Origin of the sequence: Saccharothrix ecbatanensis (assembly GCF_014205015.1) — a bacterium.
GTDB classification, from domain to species: domain Bacteria; phylum Actinomycetota; class Actinomycetes; order Mycobacteriales; family Pseudonocardiaceae; genus Actinosynnema; species Actinosynnema ecbatanense.
Genome location: NZ_JACHMO010000001.1, coordinates 877,664 through 893,113, shown reverse-complemented (window position 1 = coordinate 893,113; position 15,450 = coordinate 877,664). Strand labels below are relative to the sequence as shown.

The following is a 15,450-nucleotide window of genomic DNA, read 5'->3' as shown; positions in this document are numbered from 1 at the left end:
GAGTGTGATTCGACCGCGCCGGGGTCCACGCCGCGCACGGGCATGTGCTGGAAGAGCAGGAAGAACGCCAGTGGCGGCAGACGGACCGGGGAGTTACTTCCCCGTGGGGCGGAGGCGCATGAAGACCTCCGCGTTGTCGGGGTGCGCCCAGGCCGCCGGGGAGGCGTACAGGTCGTCCTTTGTCGGCCAGCCGGTGAACTTGGCTTCGTGGTAGACGTTGACCGTGCCCTGGGTGAGGACCGGGATGTAGGGCATCGCCTGCTCGATGCGGGTCTGGATCGTGTCCAGGTGGGGTTGCCGGGCGGTGGTGTCGGTGGGGTTGAGGAGCTTGAGCGCGTCGAGGGCCTGGTCGACCTGCGGGTCGGAGAACCGGCTGACGTTCGGGCCGGGTTTGGCGCCGACGGCGGCGGTCTGCGCGGTGCTGTAGAAGAAGTTGTAGAGGTAGTACGGGTCCGGCGCGGGGCCCTGGTAGAGCGAGTCGATGATCAGCTGGAACGCGCCGCGGTCCCTGGAGTCGACGAACTCGTTCCAGGACACCTGTTGCGGGGTGAGCTTGATGCCGGCCTGCTGGAGTTGCTGACCGATGGTGTCCACCGCGGTGATGTAGTCGGTCCAGCCGGCGACGACGCTGAGCGTCAACGCCACCGGTGTGCCGTCTTTGGCGTAGATGCCGTCGGGGCCCTTGGCGTAGCCGGCGCTCTCCAGGATCTGCTGCGCCTTGGCCTGGTCCGGTCGCATCGGGGCGGTCTTGTTTTGGAGCTTGTCGGAGAGCAGTGCGTCGTCGCGTCCGGGTAGCAGGAAGCTGGGTGAGATGTCGCTGCTGGTGTTCTCGAACGCCAGCGCGTTGGTCTGGGTCCGGTCGATGGCGTGGTAGATCGCCTGACGCACGGCAGGGTCGGTCTGGGGGCCCTGGCAGCCCAGGGCGGCGCTGCTGCACGTGACCAGGACGATCTGGTTGGCGTGGGTGATGGTGGACTGGTAGCCGGGGTAGGTCTTCCCGACGTCCTTGATGTCCGGCACGGGCCCGGTCTGCCAGTCGATCTGCCCGGCCTTGAGCGCGGCGGCGCCGGCCTGGTTGCCCGAGAGCGAGAGGTAGCGGACCTTCTTGACGGCGGGCTCACCGCCCCAGTAGGTCGGGTTCGCCTTGAACGTGAACGCCTGCGGCTTGAACTCGTCCAGCACGTACGGGCCGGTGCCGACCGGGTCCTTCACCACGGCGACCGCCGGGTCGGCGATGTCCTTCCACTTGTGCTCCGGCACGATGTAGGTCTTGCCGAGGACCGACGGACCGTCCAGGAAGGACGGTCGGTCGAATGCGATGGTCACGTGCGTGTCGTCGACCGCCTCGGCCCGCCCGGCGTAGCCGGTGTTGTTCATGCCCTTGTGCTTGGTGATCATGTCGAGGGTGAACACGACGTCGGCGGCGGTGAACTTCTCGCCGTCGGACCAGGTCACGCCATCTCTAAGGGTGATGGACAGCTGCGTGCCGTCCTCGTTCCACGCGAACTCGGTGCCCAGCCTCGGTGTCGGGTCGGCGTCGCGGAGGACGTTGTAGAAGAACAGGGGCTGGAAGATCGTGCCCCCTCCGCCGAGGTTGCTCGGCGCGAACGGGTTGAAGTTGATCTGGAAGTCGCCGGACGCGCCGGTGTAGGCCACCAGGGTGGAACTCTCGGCCCCGGCCGGTGCACCCGACGATCCGCACCCCACGGCCACGACCGCCGCGGCGAGCATCGCGGTTGCGGCGCGCACACGTGCGCTGGCTCTTCTCGACATCATCACGACGTCCTCCTTGACGTGCGGTTCGCAGGACGCGTCACGACACTCACCCTGCGCCCGGTCATTATTAGGTCCTCTAACTAAGCCGTCAACGGGCAAACCGCCCTCAATCGGCGCGCTATGTCTCAACAGGCCTTGGCGACTGCAGACCCAGGTGTTGACTTACTTCACCTCCCTGAGTAACCATCTCGATGCGCTTCGCCCTGAGTCGACCAACGAGGAAGAGAGCCGCCATGACGCGCTTGAACCTGCACGACGGCTGGCGCCTGCGCGCCGTGGAAGGCCCGGTGCCGGCCGACCTAGCCGACCTGGAGGTGCCCGCGCGGGTCCCCGGCAGCACCCACCTCGACCTGATGGCCGCAGACCTCATCCCCGACCCGTACCTCGACCGCAACGAGGCGGAGCTGACCTGGATGCACCGCGTCGACTGGCAGTACTCGACCACTTTCGCGGCGCAGACGCCGCAGGCCGGTGAACGGGTGGACCTGGTCTTCGACGGCATCGACACCGTCGCCACCGTCGAGCTGAACGGCGAAGTGCTCGGCCACACCACCAACATGCACCGCGGCTACCGCTTCGACGTCGGCGCATCACTGCGCGACGGCGACAACGACCTGACCGTGACGCTGTGGTCCGCGCTCGACCACGCCGAGCAGACGGAGTCCGACCTCGGCTGGCGCAAGCGTGCGTACCCGCACCCGTACAACGCCATCCGCAAGATGGCCTGCTCGTTCGGCTGGGACTGGGGACCTGACCTGCAGACCGCCGGCCTGTGGAAACCCGTCCGGTTGGAACGCTGGGACACTGCCCGCCTGGCGGATGTGCGCCCGCTGGTCACCGTCGACGCCGACGGCACCGGCCGCGTCGACGTGCACCTGGAACTGGACCGTGCCGCGGATCGCGATTACACCGCGCTGGTCACGGTCGGCGACCGCACGGAAGCATTGGCCGTCACGGGCGACGCCGCGCACGTCACCGTGCTCGTGCCGGACGCCGACTTGTGGTGGCCGGTCGGCTACGGCGACCATCCGCTCTACGACCTGACCGTCGCGCTGCTGGCCGACGGTAGGCAGGTGGACGCGGTCCGGCGCCGGATCGGGTTCCGCACCGTCACCGTGGACACCGAACCGGACGAGTTCGGCACCCCGTTCGTCTTCGTCGTCAACGGCAAGCGCGTCTTCGCCAAGGGCGCCAACTGGATCCCGGACGACCACTTCCTCACCCGGGTCACCCGTGAGCGGCTCGCCCGTCGGGTCGACCAGGCCGTCGGCGCGAACATGAACATGCTGCGGGTGTGGGGCGGCGGCATCTACGAGACCGACGACTTCTACGACATCTGCGACGAACGCGGCGTGATGGTGTGGCAGGACTTCCCGTTCGCGTGCGCCTACTACGCCGAAGAGGAGCCACTACTGGGAGAGGTCGAGGCCGAGGCGCGGGAGAACATCACCCGCCTGGTCTCCCACCCGTCCCTAGTGCTGTGGAACGGCAACAACGAGAACCTCCCCGCCTACGCGGAGTGGGAGGGATGGCAGGACAGCCTGGAAGGACGGACCTGGGGCAGCGGCTACTACCACGACCTGCTCCCCAAGATCGTCGAAGAACTCGACCCCACCCGCACGTACGCGCCCGGCAGCCCGTACAGCCCCGGCGACCTGCCGCCCAACGACGCCCACCACGGCACCCGTCACGACTGGGACGTCTGGAACATCCTGGACTACACCCACTACCGCGACCACATCCCCCGCTTCAGCGCCGAGTTCGGCTTCCAAGGGCCACCCACCTGGACCACCCTCACCCGATGGATCCACGGCCAGCCGCTGACGCCCACCTCGCCCGCGTTCCGACTCCACCAGAAAGCCGTCAACGGCAACCGCAACCTCGACCGCGGCCTCGCACCCCACCTGCCGGTCCCGACCGACTTCGAGCAGTGGCACTGGGCGACCCAACTCAACCAGGCCCGCGCCGTGGCGTTCGGCATCGAGCACTACCGCTCCTGGTGGCCACGGACCGCCGGAGCACTGGTCTGGCAGCTCAACGACTGCTGGCCGGCCATCTCCTGGGCCGCCGTGGACAGCGACGAACGCCCTAAACCCCTCTACTACGCCCTCAAGCACGCGTTCGCGCCGCGGCTGCTGACCGTCCAGCCACGCGAAGGAAGGCCCACCCTGGTCGCGGTCAACGACGACGACCAACCCTGGACAGGCACGGCGCACGTGACCCGACAGGACTTCGCCGGCGAGGTGCTGTCCACCGCCGAGATGCGGCTCGACGTGCCACCCCGATCCACCGCCCGGCTCGACCTGGCCGATCACCTCCTCGAACCCGCCGACCCGACGAGCGAAGTGCTCATCGCTACCGTCGACGGCGTCCGCGCCCACCACCTGTTCCGCGAAGACCTCGACCTTCATTACCACCCGGAGCCGTTCACCGCCGACGTCACACCCGTAGCCGGCGGATACCGCGTGGACGTCCGGGCCACCTCCTATGTGCGTGACCTCGGCCTGCTGGTCGACAAAGTGGCCGCCGACGCGGTCGTCGACGACATGCTCATCTCGCTCACCGCCGGAGAAACGCACCACTTCATCGTCCGTACTTCGGAATCATTGCGGGATCCGACCGTTCTGCTGCACCCACGGGTGCTCAGCTGCGCCAACACGTTGGTGACGGGAGGTTCACACACCTCAGCGTGAAACGCCGTGGTATCTGATCCGGTCCGTGCTGGGCGCGGTGAACACGTAGCAGGAATGGTCGCCGGGATCCTCGACGGCGCCTTCACGGGCTGACACCACCTCAAGGGAAACCATGACATCGCTGATCAACACCCAATCAGACGCACCCTGGCGCGATCGGGCCCTGCCCGTGCACGACCGCGTGGAGGCGTTGTTGGCGGCCATGACCCTGGAGGAGAAGGTCGCCCAGCTCGGCTCGGTGTGGCTCGGCCAGGACGACGGCGGTTCCGCGACGGAGTCCGCGCCGATGCCCGCTGTGTTCACCGCGTCCGCGACCGGTGACGTGGACGATCTGGTCCGCGGCGGGATCGGGCACCTGACCCGCGTCTTCGGCACCGCGCCGGTCACCGTCGCGGAGGGCGTCGAGCGGCTGCGGACGCTCCAAGAGCGGGTGGTGGCGGGCAACCGGTTCGGGATTCCGGCCATCGTGCACGAGGAGTGCCTGACCGGGTTCGCCACCTACGGCGCGACGGCCTATCCCACGCCGCTGGCGTGGGCGGCGACGTTCGACGTGGCCCTGGTACGCGAGATGGCCTCGGCGATCGGACGTGACCTGCGCGCGGTGGGCGTGCACCAGGGCTTGGCGCCCGTGTTGGACGTGGTGCGCGACTACCGGTGGGGTCGGGTGGAGGAGACGTTGGGGGAGGACCCGTACCTGGTCGGACAGCTCGGCGCGGCCTACGTGCGGGGGTTGGAGGAGGCCGGGATCATCACCACCCTCAGGCACTTCGCCGGCTACGCGACTTCCCGCTCCCCCCGCAACCACGCGCCGGCCGGCATCGGACCGCGCGAGCTGGCCGACGTGATCCTGCCGCCGTTCGAGATCGCGCTGCGCGTGGGCGGGGCACGGTCGGTGATGAACTCCTACACCGACGTCGACGGTGTGCCCGCCGCGGCGAACGCCCAGCTGCTGCGGCGTCTGCTGCGCGAGGAGTGGGGGTTCACCGGCACGGTCGTCGCCGATTATTGGGCTGTCCCGTTCCTGGCCTCGATGCACCGGATTGCCGCCGACGAGGGGCAGGCCGGGGTGCTCGCGCTGCGCGCCGGCATCGACGTGGAGTTGCCCGAGACGCGCGGGTACGGCGTGCACCTGGTCGAGCACGTGCGGGCCGGTGACGTCGAGGAATCCCTGGTAGACGAGGCCGTGCGCCGGGTGCTGCGGCAGAAGGTCGAGCTGGGCCTGCTCGACGGAGGCCCCGTCGTGCCGGTGGCAGTGGATGAGGTGGACCTCGACAGCGCCGACAACCGGTGGCTGGCCCGCATGATCGCCGAGCGGTCGGTGGTGTTGCTGGCCAATGACCGCGCGACCCTCCCGCTGAGACTGCGCCGTCGGGCCCGGATCGCCGTGCTGGGTCCGTGCGCCGACGACCCGCTGACCTTGATGGGCGGCTACGCCTTCACCAACCACGTGCTGCACCGCAACCCCGAACGCGGTGCGGGTCTGCTCATCGCCACGATCAGGCAACAGGTTCAAGCCGAGTACCCGCAGGCCACCGTCCACTACGCCCGGGGTGTCGAGGTTTCCGGCGGTCCCGCCACCGGGATCGCGGAAGCCGTTCGCGTCGCGTCCCTGGCCGACGTCGCCCTGCTGTTCGTCGGCGACGGCACCTCCGGTGAGGGCTGCGACGTGCCCGACCTGCGCCTGCCGGGGTTGCAGGGCCGCCTGGTCGACGCTGTGCTGGCCACCGACACGCCGACCGTGCTGGTCGTGGTGTCAGGTCGGTCCTACGCGCTCGGTGAGTACGCAGACCGCGCCGCCGCAGTGGTGCAGGCGTTCTTCCCCGGTGTGGAAGGCGCCTCGGCCGTGGCCGGGGTGCTCAGCGGACGCGTCAACCCCTCCGGACGGCTGCCCGTCCAAGTGCCCAGGCTGCCGTCGGTCAACCCCTCGACCTACCTCCAGCCGCTGCTGGGCGCGAAGACCGACGGCATCTCGGCGCTGGACCCGACACCGCTGTTCCCGTTCGGCCACGGCTTGTCCTACTCGACCGTGCGCTACGAGACGCTGGCCACCACCGACGATGAGGCACCCACCACGGGATCGGTGGAAGTCCGGGTCACCGTCCGCAACAGCGGGCACCGCCCGGTCGACGAGGTCGTGCAGCTCTACGCCTCCGACCCGGTGGCCCAGGTGGTACGCCCCCTGGTCCAGCTCGTCGGGTTCGCCCGGGTCGCGCTGGAACCCGGACAGGCCCGGGTGGTGCTGTTCGACGTGCCGACCGACGCGTTCTCCTTCACCGGCGTCGACGGCCGCCGCGTCGTTGAACCGGGCCGCATCACCCTGTCCACCGGCCCATCCGCGGGCCACCTGCCGCTGCACACCGAGGTCTGGCTGGTCGGCGAACCCGTCCACCCAGGCCACTACCGGCGGCTGACCACCACCCACGTCCTGCGCCACCTCGACGAGTGAGGAGGAACCGGTGCTGAAACACGTAGCGGCCTCCGACGGCAACTGCCGGCGACTGGATCGACCGCCGCCTGACAGCGGCTCGGCGGGCGGTCGCCACCGATCACGATCGCCCACGGGTTGACCGGATTCCGCAGATAAGAAACACCAAAGCCAGGAGTTGATGGCCGACATCAGACAATCGGCCACATCTCCGGATTTCGGCAACCCATTTTTCCTCGACGCCCATCTGACGCGAAGTCGACGAAATGATACGCACCAGCCGTTTCCGCACGGGGTCTTCAGGTTTCTCAACATTTTCGCTACGGTCCCCCTGGGAACGCTCCCAGGATTACCGGGACACCTCGAACGGAGCCGGTCCACCCTCAATTCGGTGGCCCTTCCTCCCGGTCAGTTGAACTGCTTTCGGAAGAACATGGTGACGGACTGGACCGTCACCCCGCACAAAGGAGTGCTGATGTTGGGAAGAACCAGAAAACGCCGTACCGCGCTGGCCGCGGTGGGCGCTGTGGTGTCCATCGCGAGCACGGCCCTGCTGGCGGCGGCCGGCGGGTCGTGGGCGAGTGACGCGAACGCCGCGGCGGCGTTCGCGTGCCGGGTCGACTACACGGCCAACGACTGGGGCAGTGGCTTCGGTGCCAACGTGACCGTGGCCAACCTCGGCTCGTCGCCGGTCAGCGGTTGGACGCTGACCTATTCCTACGCCGGCAACCAGACCCTGCAACACGGCTGGAACGGCAACTGGAAGCAGTCGGGCAAGCAGATCTCCGTCACCAACATGAGCTGGAACGGCACCATCGCCGTGAACGGCAGCGTCTCGGCGGGGGCGAACTTCGCCTACAGCGGCACCAACGCCAAGCCGACGGACTTCGCCGTCAACGGCGCCGCGTGCACCGGCGTCGACCCGACGACGACCACCACGACCACGACGACCACCACTCCGCCGGTCGACGGGGCGGCGCCGGAGCTGCGGGTTTCCGGCAACAAGCTGGTCACCGAGGAGGGCAAGCCGTACCGGCTGCTGGGCGTGAACCGCTCCACTGCCGAGTTCGCCTGCGTGCAGGACAAGGGCATGTGGGACAACGGTCCGGTGGACCAGGCGTCGGTGGACGCGATGAAGACCTGGAACATCCACGCGGTGCGGGTCCCGTTGAACGAGGAGTGCTGGCTGGGCGTGTACGGCACGCCCAGCGGCGCCCCCTACCAACAGGCCATCAAGGACTACGTGGATCTGCTGGTGGCCAACGGCATCAACGTGATCCTGGACCTGCACTGGACCTGGGGCGCCTACACCAACGCGCCGGACTGGCACTGCAAGGACGAGCACGCGGTGTGCCAGAAGCCGATGACCGACGCGAAGTACTCCCCGCAGTTCTGGACCGGTGTCGCGAACACGTTCAAGGGTAACGACGCCGTCGTGTTCGACCTGTTCAACGAGCCGTACCCGGAGATGCCCGCGAACTGGGACACGACCCTGGGCTGGCAGTGCTGGCGCGACGGCGGCACCTGCACGGGTCTGCCGTACGAGGTCGCCGGCATGCAGGACCTGGTCGACGCGGTGCGGGCCACCGGTGCGACCAACGTCCTGATGCTGGGCGGCCTGGAGTGGGGCAACAACATGCGCGAGTGGCTGAAGTACAAGCCGACCGACCCGCTGAACAACATCGCCGCGTCCTGGCACGCCTACAGCTTCAACGCCTGCGCCAACGAGACCTGTTGGGACACCCACATCGCCCCGATCGCCCAGCAGGTCCCGGTCGTGCTCGGCGAGTTCGGCCAGGACGACTGCGGCTTCGACTACATGCAGCGGGTGGCGGACTGGGCCGACGCCCACAACGTCAGCTACCTCCCGTGGACCTGGACCCCGTGGGGCTGCACCCAGGGCGCCGTGCTCATCAAGGACTGGAACGGCACTCCCGAGCCCGGCGTCGGCGAAGGCTACAAGGCCCACCTGCTCGCCCAGGACCCCTACGCGGTCCGCTAACCGGTTACCTGCACGGCTCCATCAGACACGACCGGCCCGCCGCCTATCCCCGGCGGGCCGGTCGCCCCGAGGGGACGACCCATGTCCGTACGAAGCAAGCCCGGAACACCCGCCCTGTTCGCCCTGATCGCGGCCTCCCTCTTGGCGGTATCGGCGCTCGTCGTGGCACAGCCCGCGTTCTCCGCCGCCGCACCGCCGCCGACGGCAGCGGCGCCGGTGCGGATCATGCCGCTCGGTGACTCGATCACCGAAGCCCCCGGCTGTTGGCGCGCCTACCTCTGGGACCGCCTGCAGAAGACCGGCTACACCAACGTCGACTTCGTCGGCACCAAGTCCAGCGGCGGCTGCTCGGTGCCGTTCGACACCGACCACGAGGGCCACAGCGGTTACTCGGCCACGGGCATCGCCGACCAGAACCAGCTGCCGGCGTGGCTGGACGCCGCCCGTCCCGACGTCGTGCTCATGCACCTGGGCACCAACGACATGTGGGGCAACTTCCGCCCCATCGACGCCGTCATCGCGGCCTACTCCAAGCTCATCGACCAGATGCGGGCCGACAACCCGAACGTCAAGATCCTGATGGCGAAGATCATCCCGATGCACTGCCCCGAGTGCACCCACGTGGTCGCGCTCAACAACGCCATCCCGTCCCTGGTGACGAGCAAGACCACGGCGCAGTCCCCCATCACCCTGGTCGACCAGTGGACCGGCTTCGACATCGCCGTCGACACCTACGACGGCGTGCACCCCAACGACGCCGGCGTCCGCAAGATGGCCGACCGCTGGTACCCCAGTTTGGCCGCTGTCCTCGACGGCACACCCACCACCACGACCACCACGACTCCGACCACGACCACGACGACCACACCGGCCGGGACCTGCACCGCGACCTACCGCGTGATCAGCCAGTGGGGCGACGGGCTCCAGGGCGAAGTGAGCGTGCGCAACGGCACGACGGCGGCGACCTCGGCGTGGACAGCCACGTTCGACTTCGCTGACGGCCGCAGGATCACCCAGGCGTGGAACGCCGACGTCACCCAGAACGGCACGACGGTGACCGCGCGGAACCTCACCTGGAACGGCGCCTTGGCGCCCGGCAGCACCGCCACGTTCGGCTTCCTGGCCGGCCGGAGCGGCGCCGACACGACACCTGCGGTCAGCTGCACGCTCGGCTGACCACGCACGGATCACGACAACGGTGTCGGTGCCGCCGCCGGTGGCGGCACCGCCCGTTCCCGACAGTGCGATCCGGGAGTTCGTGGACGTGAAGCAGCCGTCGGTCGGACGGGGTATAGGCACTGGCGTGACCCGACCCGCACCGCCGTCTGATCCACGACCCGGTCGGAGGGAGCCCGGACGGCCTGCTCGTTCGAGTTCAGCGTCCGAGGACGTCGATCGGTGCGCTTTGGAGGTGCGGTGATGCGACGGGTTGGCGGCCCGGAGACGGGCCGCGGTGGTTGGTTCCGGGCCGGTTCACCTGTTCTGGTCGGGCGTGGCGGTGACTTGGCCGTGCTGCGGGAGGTCGTCGTGCGCCGCCCGGCGGTCGTGCTGATCGAGGGCGAGGCGGGGGTGGGCAAGAGCAGGCTGGTGTCGGAGTTGCTCGCCGGCGACCTGGGGTCGGTGTTGCCGCTGGTCGGCCACTGTCAACGGGTCGGTGAGACGTTCTCCTACGGTGCTTTGTTGGAGGCGCTGCGCGGCGTGGGGCCGGCACTGGCCCGGCAGCCGAGCCTGAATCCGGTGATCGGCGCGCTGGCTCCGCTGCTGCCCGAGATCGCCGCCGAGCTGCCCGCCCCGTTGCCGCCGCTGGGTGATCCGCGGGCCGAGCGGCACCGGCTCTTCCGGGCGGTGCGCGAACTCCTCGGCGCACTCGGTCCGGCGTTGCTGGTGGTGGAAGATCTGCACTGGGCCGATGACGGCACGCGCCAGCTGCTGCGCTTCTTGGCCGGCGAGCCGCCGGCCGACCTCGCCATGGTCCTCACCTACCGACGGGAGGACTTGCACGGCGGCAGCCCGTTGGGCGCGGAGTTCCGGCCCGCTGCCGGCGGCCTGGTCGCGGTGCTGGAGATCGAGCCGCTGGACGTCAACGGTGTGCGGGGGCTGACCGAGGCGATCCTCGGCGTGGAGAGCGTGTCGGCGGAGTTCGCGGCCCGGCTGCACGAGCGGACCGCGGGCATCCCGTTCGTCGTGGAGGAGGTGCTGCGCGCCTTACGCGACCCGGCAGGGGCGGTGCGCGCGGGCAGCGCGCAGGCAGAACAGCTGCTCGACGCCGTCAAGGTCCCAGTGCTCCTGCGCGACGCGATGGCCGATCGCCTCGCCGCCCTGCCCACCGCCGCGGTTCACCTGGTCGAGGCGGCCGCCGTGCTCGGCACGCCCGCGCCCGCCGCGTTGCTCGCCGAGGTGGGCGGCGTCCCGGAGAACAGGTTGCGGACAATGCTGTCGCACGCTGTCGACGGACATGTCCTGCACGAGGTGGAGGGGTTGCGGTACGGCTTCCGGCACATGTTGGCCCGTCAGGCCGTCTACGACGGGATCAGCTCTCCCGAGCGTGCCGCCCTGCACGACCGCGCCGTCGACGCACTGGAGCACGTCGAACCGAGACCGTTGGTCCAGCTGGCCGAGCACAGCGAGCGGGCGGGCCGCACGGCGGACTGGGTGACCTACGCAGAGGCCGCGGTGGACCGGGCCGTCGACTCCGGTGACGCGGCGACCGCGACCACGCTGCTCCAGCGGTTGCTCGCCGTTGCGGCGCTGCCCGCCGATGTCGTCGACCGGCTGGCGATCAAGCTCGGGCACATCGCCAGCACAGGGCTGGAGCAGCGGGACCCGACGGGGATGCTGCAACACCTGCTGCTCGACCCGCGGCTGACCACGGCGGTGCGCGGCGAGGTGCGCCTGCACCGGGCCCTGCTGCTGGTCCGGCAGATCGGCCGCATCCGGGAAGGACGGGCCGAACTCCACCGCGCGATCGACGAGTCGGTGGACAGGCCCGACCTCGTGGCCCGCGCCGCGGCCGTGCTCGCGACGCCGTACCTGGGCACGGTGCCGCCCGCTGAACTCGATCTGTGGCGGCAGCGGGCCGAGACTCACCAGGTGACCGCGACGGGCGAGCTGCGGATCTCCCTGGCAGCCGATCTGCTCGGATCCCGTCTGCACCGCGGGTACCTCACGGGGATGGACGAGATGCCCCAGCGCGCGGACACCCACGGTGGTGAGCGGCAGCTGGCCCGGTTGCGGTGCGCCGTCGCCGACGCCTGCGTGTGGCTGGGCCACCTCGACCTGGGCGCCCGGTTCCTGCGCGACGGGCTGCGGCTCGCGACCGAGCGCGGCGCGTCGTACGTGGTCGCCACCGGCCGGACCACCGAAGCGCGGCTGGACTGGATCACCGGTCGGTGGGGAGGCCTGACGGAACGGGCGAGCGGGTTGATCGAGGAGTACCGCGACGTGACCAGCGTGACCGGCGAACTGGAACAGGTGCTCGGGTGGCTCGCCGCGGCGCGCGGCGACCGGGCGGCGGCGGTCGAGCACTTCGGCAGGACCGGCGCCCACGACCCCGACGACGCCATCGTTCCGGTGGCGATCAGCGGGATCGCGGGACTGGCCACGATCCTGCTGGAACGCAAAGCGGCAGGCAAAGCGGCGGCGGAAGTCGAGCGGGGACTTGCCGCCGTGCGGTTCACGGACGGCTGGCCCTGGGCAGGCGTGCTGGCTCCGGTCGCGGTCACCGCCTACTTAGCCGCCGGACGGACTGCGGACGCCCAACGACTGGTGGACGAGGCCGCCGAAGGCATCGCCGGCCGCGACGCGCCGGCCGTGCTCGCCGCGCTCGCGCAGTGCCGCGGCTCGCTGGCCGAAGCTCGGGGCCGGCACACCGAGGCCGTCGGCCACTTCAGGCAGGCCGCCGCAGGCTACGAGGCGATGGGTGCACCGTACTTCGCCGCCATCTCCAGGGAACACGAGGCGACGGGCCTGGCGCCGTCCGACCCGGACAAGGCCGTCGAGCTGCTCACGGACCTGGTGGAGACCCTCGACGGACTCGGAGCGTCCAAGGACGCCGTGCGCTGCCGCCACACCCTGCACACCCTCGGCAGCGCGAAACCGGCCCGACGGGGACGACCGGGGTACGGCAACGACCTCTCACCCCGGGAGGCTCAGATCGCACGCATGGTCGCGGCCGGGCAGACCAACCGCGAAATCGCCGACAAGCTCGTCCTGTCCTCCCGGACGGTCGATCGGCACGTCGCCCAGTTGTTCCGCAAACTGGAGATCACGTCACGCGCTCAACTGCGCGCGGACCGCCTCGGCTGAGATCCCGTCGAGAGCGGGACCTGCGGCCAATGTGCTGTCAGGCTGCCCGCGCAGCTGCCGGAGCGTTGTCGGACACCGATCTGCCGCCCACATAGGTGCCGCAGCGGTCGCAGTCGCCCACTTCGTTGTCGCGGCCGGTCGGCGACGCATCGGCACAGCTCATCGGACCCCCACGCGTAGCCGGATCGGGCGTGCCGGGGCCGGTCTACTCACTCAAATCGGCCGGCAAGCACCAGCCAACAATCAGTGCAGGAGTTTCTTGCGCATACCCATCTATTCCTCGACTTCGGCGCGTGCCAGGCACCGCGCGTTATGGTTCTTCTGGGAGCGCTCCCAGAAGCTTTTCGGTCTCGTGTGGATCTATTTAGGGGACATTTCCGGAAGCGCTCCCGAATGGTGGTTTGCTCGCAAGGAGGCGATGCATGAGTCTGCGCACGTTCGTACGATCCCGGAAAATGACCGGGGCATTGGCGATGACCTCGGTGGCGGCTTTGTCCGTCGCCGGGGTGGTGGCTTCGACCGCCACCGCCAATGCGGCGCCCGGTTGCCGGGTGTCGTATCAAGTTTCGAGTCAGTGGCAAGGCGGATTCGGCGCCAACGTCACGGTCACCAACCTCGGTGACGCCATCTCCGGCGGTTGGACGCTGGAGTGGGACTTCGCCGCCGGCCAGTCGGTCCAGCAGGGTTGGAACGGTGAGTTCTCCCAGTCCGGGAGCCGCGTGACGGTCCGCAACCCCTCCTGGAGCGCCAACCTCGGCACCGGTGCTTCGGTGGCACCCGGCTTCAACGGTTCGTGGAACGGGTCCAACCCGGTGCCCACGTCGTTCCGGTTGAACGGCACGGTGTGCACGGGGACGGTCGACACCACGACGACCACCAGCACCACCACCACGACGACCTCCACGGACACCAACCCGGGTGGTCCGAAGGTGGACAACCCGTACGTGGGCGCGGGCGTGTACGTCAACCCGCAGTGGTCGCGTCAGGCGGCTGCCGAGCCGGGTGGCTCGCGGATCGCCAACCAGCCGACCGGTGTGTGGCTGGACCGGATCAGCGCGATCACCGGCAACGGCTCGCCGACCACCGGCTCCATGGGTCTGGTCGATCACCTGAACGAGGCGGAGAAGCAGCGGGCGGCCCGTGCGGACGGTCAGCTGGTGTTCCAGTTCGTCGTCTACAACCTGCCCGGCCGCGACTGCGCCGCGCTGGCGTCGAACGGTGAGCTGAAGGCCGACGAGATCGGTCGCTACAAGACCGAGTACATCGACAAGATCGCCGGATCGTAGCCCGGCCGGCGTACTCGAAGCTGCGCATCGTCGCGGTCACCGAGATCGACTCGCTGCCGAACCTGGTGACGAACGTGTCGCCGCGCGCCACCGCCACGCCGAACTGCGACGTCATGAAGCAGAACGGCAACTACGTCGAGGGCATTTCCTACTCCATCGGCAAACTCGGCGCCATCGGCAACGTCTACAACTACATCGACGCCGGCCACCACGGCTGGATCGGTTGGGGCGACGCGGATCCCCAGTACGACAACTTCTTCGCCGCGGCGAAGCTGTTCGCGACGCTCCTCGGCAAGAACGGCGCCACCAAGGACAAGATCCACGGCTTCATCACCAACACGGCGAACTTCTCCGCGCTGGAGGAGCCGTTCTGGACGGTCGACGACAACGTCGGCGGCCGCCCGGTGAAGGAGGCCTCGAAGTGGATCGACTGGAACGACTTCAACGGTGAGGTGGGCTTCGCCACGGCGATGCGCGCAGAACTGGTGAAGCAGGGCTTCGACAGCGGCATCGGCATGCTGATCGACACCTCGCGCAACGGCTGGGGCGGCCCGAACCGGCCCACCGCCAAGTCGACCTCGGGCGACCCGACCACCTACGTGAACGAGTCGCGCATCGACCGTCGTCACCAGAAGGGCAACTGGTGCAACCAGTCCGGCGCCGGTCTGGGCGAGCGTCCGACGGCCGCTCCGAAGCCGGGTATCGACGCCTACGTCTGGATCAAGCCGCCGGGCGAGTCCGACGGCTCCAGCACCCAGATCCCGAACGACGAGGGCAAGGGCTTCGACCGCATGTGCGACCCCACGTACACCGGCAACATCCGCAACGGCAACAACATGTCGGGTGCACTGGCGAACGCGCCGCTCTCGGGCCACTGGTTCTCGGCCCAGTTCCAGGAGCTCATGCGCAACGCCTACCCGGCGCTGTGACATCGGGTGACTGACAACTGAACAAGCACTGCAC

The 15,450-nt window shown here is 69.1% G+C and carries 8 protein-coding genes; 7 read left to right on the top strand and 1 reads right to left on the bottom strand.

Going from position 1 to position 15,450, the window contains the following annotated elements; translation table 11 throughout:
- Positions 1 to 93 precede the first annotated feature (93 nt).
- Positions 94 to 1,776: an ABC transporter substrate-binding protein gene (locus F4560_RS04050; RefSeq protein WP_246477717.1), complete on the bottom strand. Its 1,683-nt coding sequence runs from the start codon at positions 1,774 to 1,776 to the stop codon at positions 94 to 96.
- A gap of 233 nt (positions 1,777 to 2,009) precedes the next feature.
- On the opposite strand from F4560_RS04050, the gene F4560_RS04045 reads away from it, so the two are divergent.
- The 7 genes from F4560_RS04045 to F4560_RS45390 all read left to right on the top strand — a co-directional run bounded on the left by F4560_RS04045 (position 2,010) and on the right by F4560_RS45390 (position 15,416).
- Positions 2,010 to 4,469 carry a glycoside hydrolase family 2 protein gene (locus F4560_RS04045; protein WP_184916388.1) on the top strand — a complete coding sequence of 820 codons (2,460 nt, stop codon included), beginning with the start codon at positions 2,010 to 2,012 and terminating at the stop codon, positions 4,467 to 4,469.
- 112 nt (positions 4,470 to 4,581) lie between these two features.
- Positions 4,582 to 6,915 carry a beta-glucosidase family protein gene (locus F4560_RS04040; protein ID WP_184916385.1) on the top strand — a complete coding sequence of 778 codons (2,334 nt, stop codon included), beginning with the start codon at positions 4,582 to 4,584 and terminating at the stop codon, positions 6,913 to 6,915.
- A 454-nt stretch (positions 6,916 to 7,369) separates the two neighbouring features.
- A complete protein-coding gene (locus F4560_RS04035; RefSeq protein ID WP_184916382.1) occupies positions 7,370 to 8,896 on the top strand; it encodes a cellulase family glycosylhydrolase in 1,527 nt (508 codons plus the stop codon).
- An 81-nt stretch (positions 8,897 to 8,977) separates the two neighbouring features.
- Positions 8,978 to 10,072 (top strand): cellulose binding domain-containing protein, encoded by a 1,095-nt coding sequence (locus tag F4560_RS04030; protein ID WP_184916379.1) that lies wholly within the window; start codon positions 8,978 to 8,980, stop codon positions 10,070 to 10,072.
- A 243-nt stretch (positions 10,073 to 10,315) separates the two neighbouring features.
- A complete protein-coding gene (locus tag F4560_RS04025; RefSeq protein ID WP_184916376.1) occupies positions 10,316 to 13,201 on the top strand; it encodes an ATP-binding protein in 2,886 nt (961 codons plus the stop codon).
- Positions 13,202 to 13,656: 455 nt separating this feature from the next.
- Positions 13,657 to 14,487, top strand: a complete 831-nt coding sequence (locus F4560_RS45395; protein WP_281391873.1) for a cellulose binding domain-containing protein — start codon at positions 13,657 to 13,659, stop codon at positions 14,485 to 14,487.
- Positions 14,488 to 14,552: 65 nt separating this feature from the next.
- Entirely contained in the window at positions 14,553 to 15,416 is an 864-nt protein-coding gene (locus F4560_RS45390) for a glycoside hydrolase family 6 protein (RefSeq protein WP_312868387.1), read from the top strand.
- The last annotated feature ends 34 nt before the right edge of the window (positions 15,417 to 15,450 follow it).